Source organism: Mycobacterium aquaticum (genome assembly GCF_002086485.1).
GTDB lineage: Bacteria > Actinomycetota > Actinomycetes > Mycobacteriales > Mycobacteriaceae > Mycobacterium > Mycobacterium aquaticum.
The window spans coordinates 1-11,490 of sequence record NZ_MVHF01000037.1 but is presented as its reverse complement, the minus strand read 5'-3'; the positions used below and the strand labels follow the sequence as shown (position 1 = coordinate 11,490).

Sequence of the window (11,490 nt, the reverse complement as noted above, 5' to 3'; positions counted from 1 at the left end):
CGAACCGGTTGATCTGGTGGAGAATCAAACCATGATTTGTGCCGCAGGCCGGATGCTACGACTAGCTACGGCACCGTAAGTTACGGTACCGTAGGTTGTCATGGCCAAGAACTCCATCAAAGTCTCGGCCAATGTGGCCGACACCGTCCGTCCCACTGTCGCCGGTGCCAAGGAGCGTCCCGGCTGGCATGCTCTGCGCACCATCGCGGGCCGGATCACCACACCGCTGCTACCCGATGACTACCTGAAGCTCGCCAACCCGCTGTGGTCGGCCCGCGAGCTGCGGGGGCGGATCGTCGAGGTGCGGCAGGAGACCGCTGATTCGGCGACGCTGGTGGTCAAGCCGGGCTGGGGATTCTCGTTCGACTACGAGCCGGGGCAGTACATCGGCATCGGCGTGCTGATGGACGGCCGGTGGCGGTGGCGCTCCTATTCGCTGACCTCGGTGCCGGACAAGCATCCGATCGCCGGTCAGCGCACCATCGCCATCACCGTCAAGGCGATGCCCGAGGGCTTCCTGTCCAGCCACCTGGTCAACGGCCTGGCGCCCGGCACCGTGGTGCGGCTGGCCGCCCCGCAGGGCAACTTCGTCATGCCCGATCCGGCGCCGGCGTCGGTGCTGTTCCTGACCGCCGGTTCCGGTATCACGCCGGTCATGTCGATGCTGCGCACGCTCGTGCGTCGCGACCAGATCACCGACATCATCCATGTGCACTCGGCGCCGACGGAGGCCGATGTGCTGTTCGGGGCCGAGCTCGCCGAGCTGCACGACGCGCATCCCGGTTACCGGTTGCACCTGCGCAGCACCCGCACCGAGGGGCGCCTGGATCTGTCCCGGCTGGCCGACGTGGTGCCGGACTGGCAGGACCGCCAGGCCTGGGCGTGCGGGCCGGAAGGCATGCTCAACGACGCCGAGAAAGTGTGGGCTGCGGCGGGTATCCCCGAACATCTGCACTTGGAGCGGTTCGCGGTGTCGCGGGCTGCGGTGCACGGTGTGGGGGGCACCGTGACGTTCGAGCGCAGTGGCAAGTCCGTCGAAGTCGACAGTGCGACGCCGTTGATGGACGCGGGCGAACAGGTCGGCATCCGGATGCCCTTCGGGTGCCGGATGGGTATCTGCCAGTCCTGTGTCGTGGGTCTGGTCGGCGGGCACGTCCGCGACCTGCGTACAGGTGTGGAATATGAGCCCGGGAACCGGATTCAGACCTGTGTTTCGGCGGCTTCCGGCGATTGTGTACTCGACGTTTAAGCTTTACTGACTGGTAACCTACGGTATCGTAGGTTACGCTACCGTAGGCAAGAGAGAGGAGGCTGACGATGGCTATCACCGACGTTCCCGCGTTCGCGCATCTGACCGATGCCGATATCGAGAACCTGGGCATCGAGCTCGATGCGATCCGTCAGGACATCGAAGACTCCCGTGGTGAGCGCGACGCGCGCTACATCCGCCGTACCATCGCCGCCCAGCGCGCCCTCGAGGTGTCGGGCCGGCTGATGCTGGCGGCGAGCTCGCGGCGTTCTGCCTGGTGGGCAGGTACCGCGACTTTGGGCGTGGCCAAGATCATCGAGAACATGGAGATCGGCCACAACGTCATGCACGGCCAGTGGGACTGGATGAACGACCCCGAGATTCACTCCTCGACGTGGGAGTGGGACATGAGCGGGGCGTCCAAGCACTGGCGGTTCACCCACAACTTCATGCACCACAAGTACACCAACATCCTCGGCATGGACGACGATGTGGGCTACGGCCTGATCCGCGTCACCCGCGATCAGAAGTGGAAGCCGTTCAACCTGCTCAACCTGTTCTACAACACCATGTTGTGCACGTTGTTCGAGTGGGGCGTGGGGCTGCAGCACCTGGAGCTCGGCAAGATCTTCAAGGGCCGCGACAACCGCAACGCCACGCTGATCAGGGTCAAGGAATTCGGCATCAAGGCAGGCCATCAGGTGGCCAAGGACTACGTCGTCTGGCCCGCGCTGACGGCACTGTCGCCCGGTGCGACGTTCAAGTCCACGCTGAAGGCCAACGCCATGGCCAACATCATCCGCAACGTGTGGGCCAACGCCGTGATCTTCTGCGGCCATTTCCCCGACGGCGCGGAGAAGTTCACCAAGACCGACATGGTCGGTGAGAGCCGTGGCCAGTGGTACCTGCGGCAGATGCTGGGCAGCGCCAACTTCGAGAACGGCCCGGTGCTGCGGTTCATGAGCGGCAACCTGTGCCACCAGATCGAGCATCACCTGTACCCGGACCTGCCGAGCAACCGGCTCTACGAGATCTCGATCCGCGTCCGGGCGCTGTGCGACAAGTACGACCTGCCCTACACCACAGGTTCGTTCCTGGTGCAGTACGCCAAGTCGTGGCGCACCATCGCCAAACTGTCGCTGCCGGACCGGTTCCTGCGGGACACCGCCGACGATGCGCCGGAGACCCACAGCGAGCGGATGTTCCTCGAACTCGATGCCGTGGAAGGCGGATTCGGCCAGACCGATCCCGTCACCGGGCGCCGTCGCGGCCTCAAGACCGCGTTCGAGACGGCCCGCGAATGGCGTCGTGAACGCCGGGCGGCCAAGCGTGCCGTCAGGCACGCTGCGTAGCTGACGCGTTGACACTGCGGTGAGATCGCGGTCCATCCGGACCGAGATCTCGCCGCAGTTGTCGTTTCGGGGTGAAGTGGACCGAAGTGTCCGGTTTACAGTGGGATGGTGTCCGAACAGCAGCCGGTGACGCGTCGGCGGTTGACGCCCCGCGGGGCCGCCACCCGCGGCAGGATCGTGGCAGCGGCTGCGGAGCTGATGTACGTCAAAGGCGTTGCGGCAACGACCATCGATGAGGTGCTGGCCGCCAGCGCGGCCAGCAAGTCGCAGTTCTACCAGCATTTCGAGGACAAGTCGGAGCTGGTCTACGAGGTCATCACACTGCAGGCCGGTGAGGTGCTGTCCTGGCAGCGGCCGCGGTTGGAGAAGGTGGATACACTGCGCGGCCTGGACCTGTGGCGGGACGCGATGGTCCAACGCTGCACGCTGCGTCGCGGCCTGTGGGGCTGCGAGCTGGGGTCGCTGGCCGCGGAACTCTCGGACAGCGACGACCGCGCACGCGTGGCCTTGGCGCAACACTTCGCCCAGTGGCGTGACCTGATCGCCGATGCACTGGGACGTATCCGCGACACCGGTGTGTTGCGCGCCGACATTGACACGACAGACTTGGCCACCGGCTTGCTGGCCGCTGTCGAGGGCGGCTACCTACTGTCGCAAACCGCGCATGACCCGCGCTTGATGCAGTCGGCGCTGAACCTCGCTATCGCCCAGATCAAGTCGTATCAGACTGGGGCGCAAGCGCTTTAGTGTTTGCGCCGACCAGGCTCTTCGGTCGGGGCGGCGGGCGCCAGCACGGTCGGGGTGAACAGGTTGCCACCGCCGGGGCTGATGCTCTTCTCGGTGGGCGCCACACTGGGCGCCGCTGTCGTCGGCGTGGGCGCCGGCGTCGTGGTGGTGGTCGTGGTCGTGGTGGTCGGCGTGCTCGGAGCCTTCTCACCTGACGTGCTGCACGCAGCGGTGAGCCCGCCCAGGGTGACCAGCGCTGCCAGGCCTGCGGTTGCGGCGAGTCGGCGGGGGAATCGGCCTGTGGTCATCTCGAATGTCCTGTCTCTTGGCGAGCTCAACAAAACTGAACTTTATCGTCCAATTTGGGTATGGTCAACGCAGCTAGCTGCTGGTATGTGGATGATCACGCGGATGGGCGGACCTGCGAGTCCAAGCTGTGAGGATTCCAAGCAACTGTGCCACGAATTCCCAGAGTCTTGACAGCTACCCCACATAACCTCAGGCCCTCACTGTGAGACGGCTAGGAGGACGGGATGAAGAAGCTGGTTGGTATGGCTGCCATAGCAATCGGTACGTCGGCCATTCCGGTGGGAATCCTGGCGACCGGCGTGGCGTCAGCGGATGACTACGCGGGCAAGACCTACGCCGACGCGCAGTCGGCACTGTCCGATGCCGGGATGAAGGGCGTCGTCGCCACCCGCTCCGGGGACACGCAGCCCGACGACAAGTGTGTGGTGACCAGCTCGGAGAAAGCGCCGTGGATCAAGGGTGACAGCTTCGCGCCGGTCACCGATACCGTGCTGCTCAACCTGAACTGCAGCGCCAGTGTTGCGACGGCGACCCAGCCGGGCAACTCCGCGGCCAGCCCCGAGGGGCGGGCGGCTATTCAGGCCGCGCAGCAGCAGGCGGCCCAGGACCAGGCGCAGGCGGCTGAGGACACCACCAAGAAGCACTGACCGGTACCTGAGGGCGCCGTCATGGCCGGGTAGTTGACGTTTCTTTCAGTACGGCCAGCAGGCGCCGTGCCGCGGCGACACGGTTCGCGGCCGGTCCCGACAGCTGGTCCAGCGCGCACTCGGGATCTGCGGGCGGCCCCATGTGCCCGCAGCCGCGCGGGCAGTCGGCGATGGTCTCGGCCAGGTCGGAGAACGCGAGCAGCACATCGTCGGGCTCGATGTGGGCCAGTCCGAACGAGCGGATACCCGGGGTGTCGATCACCCAGCCCTCGCCGTCCAGCGGCAAGGCCACGGACTGGGTCGACGTGTGCTTACCCTTTCCGACACCCGACACCTCGCCGGTCGCGCGATCTGCCTCGGGCACAAGGCGATTGACCAAGGTGGACTTGCCCACCCCGGAATGCCCGAGGAACACCGTCACCTGATCGCCGAGCAGGGGGGCGACCGCGTCGAGCGGGTCGTCGCGTCCGGCGTTGACGATGGTCAGGTCGAGGTCGGCGAACTGGGACGCGAACGGTTCCGGTGGCGCCAGGTCCGACTTCGTAAGGCACAGAATCGGTTTGAGCCCGCCCGCATAGGCCGCGATCAGTGAGCGCTCGACGAACCCCGTGCGCGGCGGCGGGTCGGCCAGCGCCACCACGATGAGCAGTTGATCGGCGTTGGCGACCACCACCCGCTCGGTGGGGTCCGTGTCATCGGCCGTGCGGCGCAACACCGTTCGTCGTTCGCCGCGCCGCACGATGCGGGCAAGGGTGTCGGGGCGCCCGGACAGATCGCCGACGACGTCCACGTCGTCGCCGACCACGATGGGGGTGCGGCCCAGTTCACGCGCCCGCATGGCCGTGACCACGCGGTCAGGGTCCCGGTCCAGGGCGCAGCCCCACCGGCCGCGGTCGACGGTGACCACCATCGCCGAGCGGGCATCGGCATGTTCGGGCCTGGTCTTGGTACGCGGACGGGTGCCCCGACCCGGCCTGATGCGCACGTCGGATTCGTCGTAGTCCCGAAAATTGCCGCCGCGTGGGCTCAAATCAGTTGTTCCCCGCCTGAACCCGTCACCATGGCCGCCCACATCCCCGGAAAGTCCGGCAGGGTCTTGGCCGTCGTCTCGACGTTTTCCACCTCGACGCCGGGCACCTTCAAGCCGATGATCGCGCCGGCCGTCGCCATCCGGTGATCGGCATAGGACCGCCACACCCCTCCGTGCAGCGGCCGAGCCGTGATGAGCAGGCCGTCCTCGGTCTCGGTGCACTCGCCGCCCAGCCCGTTGATCTCGGTGCTCAGTGCCGCGAGCCGGTCGGTTTCGTGCCCGCGCAGGTGGGCGATACCGCTCAGTCGGGAGACCGATCCCTCCGCGGCGAGTGCGGCCAGCGCGGCCACCGTGGGTGCCAGCTCGCCGACGTCGTGCAGATCGGCCTCGAACCCGCCGTAGCTTTCGGCGCCGGTGACTTCCAAGCCCGAATCACCTTGGCGCACAGTCGCATCCACCTTCGCGAGCAGGGCGAGGATGGTTTCGGCAGGCTGGATGCTGACCTGCGGCCAACCGGCGATCCGAACCATGCCGCCGGTCACCAGCGCGGCCGCCAGGAACGGGGTGGCGTTGGACAGGTCAGGCTCGATGTGCCAGGCGCGGGGTGCGACCGGGCCGGGCTCGACCCGCCACTGGTTGGTCACGCTGTCGTCCACCTTGACCCCGGCGTCGCGCAGCATCGTCACCGTCATGGTCACATGAGGAGCCGACGGTACCGATGTGCCCGTGTGGACGATGGTGAGGCCATCGGTGAACGCCGCACCCGAGAGCAGCAGGCCGGATACGAACTGCGAGGAGCCCGACGCGTCGATGCGGACCGTGCCGCCGGCCACCGTGCCGCGACCCCGGACCGCGAACGGCAGCCCGTCACCGTCGATGTCCACGCCGAGCTCACGCAGCCCGTTCAGCAGCGGCGAGATGGGGCGGGCGCGGGCCTGTTCGTCGCCGTCGAAGGTCACGCTTGCGGTGCTCACCGCCGCCACCGGAGGGACGAACCGCAACACGGTGCCTGCCAGCCCGCAGTCGACGTGGGCGTCGTCGGCCGGGGAAACACGCCCGCTGACGGTGAGGCTGGTGCCGTCGCCCGCGCTGTCGTCCACGGTGACGCCGAGCGAGCGGATGGCCTCGATCATCAGATCGGTGTCGCGGCTGCGCAGCGCACGGGTGATGGTCGACGGGCCCTGGGCGGTGGCCAGCGCGGCCAGCACCAGCGCCCGGTTGGTCAGCGACTTGGAGCCGGGGACCGTCACCGTGGCGTCGACCGGGCTCGTTGTCGCGGGGGCGGGCCAGTAGGTCTTCTGCTCCTCGCGTCCGCGTGTTTGCACAGCTACATCCTGCCTTGTCCGGGAGTTCTGCAACCATGGGCTCCATGTGTGGACGTTTCGCGGTGACCACCGATCCGGCGCTGCTGGCGCAGAAAATCCAGGCCCTCGACGAAAGTGCGGCCAGTGCATCGAGCTCGGCGGCCTCGGGCGACAAGGATCTGGCGGGTCCCAACTACAACGTGGCGCCGACGACGACCATCAGCAGCGTGGTCAAGCGGCACACCGAACCCGACGATGAATCGACGCGCCGGGTGCGGTCCATGCGCTGGGGGCTGATCCCGCCGTGGGTCAAGACGGCCGAGGACGGCGGCCCGGACAACAAGGGGCCGCTGCTGATCAACGCCCGCGCCGACAAGGTGACCAGCTCACCGGCGTTCCGGAACTCGGCCAAGAACAAGCGCTGCCTGATCCCGATGGACGGCTGGTACGAGTGGCGGCCCAACGCCGCCGAGGCGGGCAAGAAGGCGAGCAAGACCCCGTTCTACATGTACGGAGCCGACGGCGAGCCGTTGTTCATGGCAGGCCTGTGGTCGACGTGGCGCCCACATGGCGCGCCCAAGGACGCGCCGCCACTGCTGAGCTGCACCATCATCACCACCGACGCGGCCGGGCCGCTGGCCGAGATCCACGACCGGATGCCGCTCTCGATCAGTGAATCGGATTGGGACCGCTGGCTGGACCCGGACGCCCCGATCGACGAAGGCCTGCTACGAGGCCACGGCGACCTGGACCGGATCGCCATCCGTGAGGTGACGCGGCTGGTCAACAGCGTGCGCAACAACGGCCCGGAGCTCATCGAGCCGGCCAAGCCAGAACCCGAAGAGGCGGGACTGTTTTGACCGGGTCGTTTGAACCCGGCGCGCTCGAACCCGCGGTGGTCGACGCGATCGGTGCCGACCTGCGGGAGGCCGGGTACACGATCGACGGGGTGGCCGAACTGCTGGGCGAGCAGGCCAACGCGGCGCTCGGGCGTGGCGTGTGGTGGCCGGTGCTGCGGGCGACACGTGCCGCTCCCGCCGCCCGGCAACGGCTCGCGGTGCTGATCCGGCTGTTCCTGCTGGGTGCCGATGAACCGCACGAGCAGGTGCAGGCGGCGCTGCCGTCGACTCCGTTGGCGACGCTGGCTGCCAACGGCGTGCTGGAGATTTCCGGCGGCGGCACGGTGCGCGCGGCGCTCGACATCCGTCCGCACAGTGACGGCGTCCGTGAGTACTACGTCGTGTCGGATCAGGATGCGGCGCTGCGCAGCGGGCCGCTGCGCCACGACCACGTGCTCGGCATCGGCGCCGCGTCCATGTCACTGGCCCGTGCCGTGGTTCGCACCCCGGTCGGCCGGGCGCTGGACCTGGGCACCGGCTGTGGCATCCAGGCGCTGCACCTCGATGCCCATTGCGCCCAGATCGTTGCCACCGACACCAACGACCGGGCGCTCGCGCTCGCCGCGGCCACGGCCCGGCTCAACGGCATGTCGTGGGACCTGCGCGCCGGCAGCCTGTTCGAGCCGGTGGCAGGGGAGCGGTTCGACCTGATCGTCTCCAATCCGCCGTTCGTGGTGGGTTCCGGTGCCCGCGACTACATCTACCGTGACTCGGGTGTCGCCGGGGATGCGTTGTGCCAGAGCATTGTCGAACAGGTCAGCGATCACCTGAACCCTGGCGGCACCGCTCACATCTTGGCCAATTGGATTGTGCGGGAAGATGACTGGCGTGACCGGGTGCGCGGTTGGCTGGCAGGCACCGGGCTGCACGCCTGGGTGGTGCAGCGGGAGCTGGCCGATCCGGTCAGCTACGTGTCGCTGTGGCTGTCCGACGCCGGTGAGACGCCGGAGCAGGCGGCGCAGCGCGGTGGTCCGTGGCTGGATTGGTTTGCCGAGCAGGGTATTACGGGTGTCGGCATGGGGATGATCTCGCTGCGGAAGCCGCGCGGCGACGAGGCTCCCGAGCAGATTCTGGAGGAGATCACCGGCGCCGACGAGGTGGTGACGGGGCCGGAAGTGGACGCGTTCTTCGCCCGTCGGGCCTATCTGCGTGACACCGGCGACGACGCGCTGCTGGGCGCCCGGCTCTCGACGGCGCCGGTGTTTCTGGAGGAACAGTTCCTGCCGGGTCCGGACGGCTGGCAATCGCTCGGGGCCGCCGTGCGCCGCCCGGGCGGCCCCGGCGCGATCATCGGTGTGGACGAGGTGCTGCGGGCGTTGATGGCCGGCTGCCGCGGTGAGGTCCCGCTCGGCACCCTCATTCAGTTGCTCGCGGCGCATCACGGTGTCGACGCCGATGCGCTGGCCCAGGCCGCGTTACCCGAGGTCCGCGAGGCGATCGGACGCGGCATTCTCTACCAGGCGGAATAGGGCCCGCAATATAACTCGTCGGCAGAGGATTTCTCGGTCCTGGTAGAGTTTTCCTCGTGGCTGGGTCTGAGGCTGCCAGGCTGGACGCACGCGGCCGGTTGTTGGCGGTGGCGCGGCGGCGGTTCGCGGCCGACGGCGCGCTCGGCCCGACGCTCGACGAGGTCCGGCGCGAGGCGCAGGTCAGCGTCGGCGCCCTCTACCACCACTTCCCGGACAAATCCGCGCTCGCGGCCGCGGTGTACGCCCAGGTGATGACCGAATATCAGGCCGTATTCCTTGCGGCACTGCGGGATTGCGACAGCGCCGAGGAGGGAATCCGCGCCGGCGTCCGGCAGCATCTGCAATGGGTTGCCGCACACCGTGGCGAGGTGCGCCTGCTGCTGGGCGACCGATTGGACAGCCAGGAGTTGCAGGAGGCCAACGGGGTCTTCTTCGCCGCGATCCGCGACTGGTGGCGTCCTCATCACACGTACGGAGCGTTGGTGGCGATGCAGCCGGGGGTGACCGCCGCGTTGTGGCTTGGCCCGGCCCAGGAGTACGCCCGCTACTGGATCACCGGCAATGGAACCGAGATCGAGGCCGGGACCATCGACACGTTCGCCGACGCGGCGTGGGCCGCGTTGCGCGCCAAGCCGATCGAGGAGGATGCCCAATGAGTCTGTACCGCGACATGATCGCCGACGGGGATGCCCCGGCGGCGCCACAGCGCGTGCACGTCGAGCGTCGCGACGACCGCGCGGTGGTCACGCTGGACGAGCCGGGCAGGCTCAACGTGCTGTCCGCACCGCTGGTTCGGCAGCTGCGGCGGACGCTGGAAGAGCTGGTGTCCGACAACGACATTCGATCGGTCGTGCTGACCGGTACCGATCCGGGCTTCAGCGCGGGTGGTGACCTGCGGATGATGCGCACGGCCGTGCAGCGCCAGAACGAGGCCGAGGGCACCGCGGACGTCTGGCGGTGGATCCGCCGGGAATTCGGCGGCATCGCGCGGCTCATCGCCGGATCCGACACGATCTTCGTGGCCGCCCTCAACGGTCCGGCGGCCGGCGTCGGCCTGGCCTGGGCGCTGACCTGTGATCTGGCCATCGCCAGTGAACGGGCCGTGATCGTGCCCGCGTTCGGGCGCCTCGGCCTGATCCCGGAGGTGGGCACCAGCTGGGCGTTGACGCGTCGGCTCGGGTATCAGGGGGCGCTCGCCTACTACCTGCGTGGCGACCACATCGACGCGCAGACGGCGCACCGCCTCGGGCTGGTCCACGAGGTCGTGCCCCACGATCAGCTGCTCACCGTGGCCGACGAATGGTGTTCGCGCGTCGCGGCGATGCCGCCGCATGCGGTGGCGATGACCAAGCCGCTGCTGCGTGCCGCCGCGGATGCCGGCTGGAACGATGCCCTCACGCTGGAGGAGTTCGCCGAGCCGACGTGCTTCACCACGGGCGCCTTCGCCGACAGCGTCGAAACCCTGCTGTCCGGCCGTCCCCGTTCGGACTAGCCGCGCCATTGCGCCCGCGAGTGGCCACTTGTGCACGGATTTCCCGGGATCGGCGTGCCATAACTGGCCGCTCGACGTCTCGGGTAGGGCCGAAGCTACCCGCGTCGACGGGCCGTGGCGATCAGGTACGGGCTGTCGAACACCACCTGGCCGGTGTCCTTGACATGGCGACCGAACGCCGCCTCGAAGGCGCCCAGCAGCGCGCTGCGCTGTGCGTCGTCCAGCCGGCCCAGCATGTTGACGTGCATCGGTGACTCGTTGGTCAGAAAAGCCATTGCGGTGGGCAGTGATTCGAACAACCAGGTATGGCTGCCGGTTCCGATCGTGATGTCGTCGAAGCCGTCGGCGAGCCGCGCCCGCAGCACGTCGGCCCGGCCCCATTGATCGGGCGAGTGGCCGGAGTCCGGCGGCGGCCCCAGCGTTTCGACGATGGGGGTGAAGAACGGGCTGTCCGCGTCGGGAATCCACGACGAGAAACCGAAGATGCCGCCGGGGCGCAGCAGTCGGGCCACCTCCGCGACCAGGCTGTCCGGCTCGACGAAGATGATGCCCATGTTCGACACCACCGCATCGAATTCGGCTGTGGGCAAGCCGGTGTGCGCCGCATCGGCCACCACCCAGGCAACGGTGTCCGCGCCGGGTTTGTCCTTCGCGATCGCGATCAGTTCGGCGGTGAGGTCCACCCCGGTGGCGCGGGCTCCCGCAGCGGCCGCTGCGAGTGCCGCGCTGCCGGTGCCGCAGGCAAGGTCGACAACTGCCGCGTCGCGCAGCGCCCGGGTGCGATCCACGGTGGCGACCACCTGGGCCGCGATGCCTGCGATGCGTTCACCGACAGCCTCGTAATGGCCGGCTGCCCAGTCTGTGGAAGTGGGATCTGGCATGCCATGAGCGTACCCGGCGCCGAATGGCCAGTTGTTGCACGGTTTTTCGATATGGCGGGCTGTTGCGGAATCGTGTGGGGGTCAGTGCAACGGATCTCGTCAGTGGTGGCGGGTGGCCGGGCCCGAGGTCGG

12 protein-coding genes are annotated in these 11,490 nt (G+C 68.2%); 8 read left to right on the top strand and 4 right to left on the bottom strand.

Features of this window, described 5'->3' with window-relative positions; genetic code table 11:
* Positions 1-100 precede the first annotated feature (100 nt).
* The 3 genes from BST13_RS27670 (at position 101) to BST13_RS27660 (ending at position 3,348) form a co-directional block, all read left to right on the top strand.
* Complete coding sequence (locus BST13_RS27670; RefSeq protein WP_083167838.1) at positions 101-1,249, top strand: ferredoxin reductase; 1,149 nt, start codon at positions 101-103, stop codon at positions 1,247-1,249.
* Positions 1,250-1,317: 68 nt separating this feature from the next.
* Positions 1,318-2,601 (top strand): fatty acid desaturase family protein, encoded by a 1,284-nt coding sequence (locus tag BST13_RS27665; protein ID WP_083167835.1) that lies wholly within the window; start codon positions 1,318-1,320, stop codon positions 2,599-2,601.
* Between the two features lie 105 nt (positions 2,602-2,706).
* Entirely contained in the window at positions 2,707-3,348 is a 642-nt protein-coding gene (locus BST13_RS27660; RefSeq protein WP_083167832.1) for a TetR/AcrR family transcriptional regulator, read from the top strand.
* On the opposite strand, the gene BST13_RS27655 is transcribed toward BST13_RS27660, so the two are convergent.
* Positions 3,345-3,635, bottom strand: a complete 291-nt coding sequence (locus BST13_RS27655; protein ID WP_029373647.1) for a hypothetical protein — start codon at positions 3,633-3,635, stop codon at positions 3,345-3,347. The genes BST13_RS27660 and BST13_RS27655 overlap by 4 nt on opposite strands.
* Positions 3,636-3,860: 225 nt before the next feature.
* On the opposite strand from BST13_RS27655, the gene BST13_RS27650 reads away from it, so the two are divergent.
* Positions 3,861-4,283, top strand: coding sequence for a PASTA domain-containing protein (locus BST13_RS27650; protein ID WP_083167830.1), 423 nt, complete (start codon positions 3,861-3,863; stop codon positions 4,281-4,283).
* A gap of 19 nt (positions 4,284-4,302) precedes the next feature.
* Here BST13_RS27650 and rsgA read toward each other — a convergent pair whose 3' ends face one another.
* Both rsgA and aroA read right to left on the bottom strand, forming a co-directional pair.
* Entirely contained in the window at positions 4,303-5,313 is a 1,011-nt protein-coding gene (gene rsgA, locus BST13_RS27645) for a ribosome small subunit-dependent GTPase A (protein ID WP_083167827.1), read from the bottom strand.
* Positions 5,310-6,638, bottom strand: coding sequence for a 3-phosphoshikimate 1-carboxyvinyltransferase (gene aroA, locus BST13_RS27640; RefSeq protein WP_245839829.1), 1,329 nt, complete (start codon positions 6,636-6,638; stop codon positions 5,310-5,312). The genes rsgA and aroA overlap by 4 nt, the downstream gene beginning before the upstream one ends.
* A gap of 44 nt (positions 6,639-6,682) precedes the next feature.
* On the opposite strand from aroA, the gene BST13_RS27635 reads away from it, so the two are divergent.
* The 4 genes from BST13_RS27635 to BST13_RS27620 are packed head-to-tail and all read left to right on the top strand — an operon-like array spanning position 6,683 to position 10,477.
* Positions 6,683-7,477, top strand: coding sequence for an SOS response-associated peptidase (locus BST13_RS27635; protein ID WP_211296198.1), 795 nt, complete (start codon positions 6,683-6,685; stop codon positions 7,475-7,477).
* On the top strand, positions 7,474-8,985 hold the full coding sequence (locus tag BST13_RS27630; protein WP_083167822.1) for a DUF7059 domain-containing protein: 1,512 nt from the start codon (positions 7,474-7,476) through the stop codon (positions 8,983-8,985). The genes BST13_RS27635 and BST13_RS27630 overlap by 4 nt, the downstream gene beginning before the upstream one ends.
* Positions 8,986-9,041: 56 nt before the next feature.
* Positions 9,042-9,641: a TetR/AcrR family transcriptional regulator gene (locus BST13_RS27625; RefSeq protein WP_245839828.1), complete on the top strand. Its 600-nt coding sequence runs from the start codon at positions 9,042-9,044 to the stop codon at positions 9,639-9,641.
* A complete protein-coding gene (locus tag BST13_RS27620) occupies positions 9,638-10,477 on the top strand; it encodes an enoyl-CoA hydratase/isomerase family protein (RefSeq protein WP_083167820.1) in 840 nt (279 codons plus the stop codon). Before BST13_RS27625 ends, BST13_RS27620 begins: the two co-directional genes overlap by 4 nt.
* Before the next feature lie 95 nt (positions 10,478-10,572).
* Here BST13_RS27620 and BST13_RS27615 read toward each other — a convergent pair whose 3' ends face one another.
* Entirely contained in the window at positions 10,573-11,358 is a 786-nt protein-coding gene (locus tag BST13_RS27615; RefSeq protein ID WP_083167817.1) for a class I SAM-dependent methyltransferase, read from the bottom strand.
* Positions 11,359-11,490 lie beyond the last annotated feature (132 nt).

What these genes read in the sequence shown, in the direction of transcription:
- BST13_RS27670 (WP_083167838.1), top strand. Translation starts at nt 101, where the DNA reads ATGGCCAAGAACTCCATCAAAGTCTCGGCCAATGTGGCCGACACCGTC.
- BST13_RS27665 (WP_083167835.1), top strand. Translation starts at nt 1,318, where the DNA reads ATGGCTATCACCGACGTTCCCGCGTTCGCGCATCTGACCGATGCCGAT.
- BST13_RS27660 (WP_083167832.1), top strand. Translation starts at nt 2,707, where the DNA reads ATGGTGTCCGAACAGCAGCCGGTGACGCGTCGGCGGTTGACGCCCCGC.
- BST13_RS27655 (WP_029373647.1), bottom strand. Translation starts at nt 3,635, where the DNA reads ATGACCACAGGCCGATTCCCCCGCCGACTCGCCGCAACCGCAGGCCTG.
- BST13_RS27650 (WP_083167830.1), top strand. Translation starts at nt 3,861, where the DNA reads ATGAAGAAGCTGGTTGGTATGGCTGCCATAGCAATCGGTACGTCGGCC.
- BST13_RS27635 (WP_211296198.1), top strand. Translation starts at nt 6,683, where the DNA reads ATGTGTGGACGTTTCGCGGTGACCACCGATCCGGCGCTGCTGGCGCAG.
- BST13_RS27620 (WP_083167820.1), top strand. Translation starts at nt 9,638, where the DNA reads ATGAGTCTGTACCGCGACATGATCGCCGACGGGGATGCCCCGGCGGCG.
- BST13_RS27615 (WP_083167817.1), bottom strand. Translation starts at nt 11,358, where the DNA reads ATGCCAGATCCCACTTCCACAGACTGGGCAGCCGGCCATTACGAGGCT.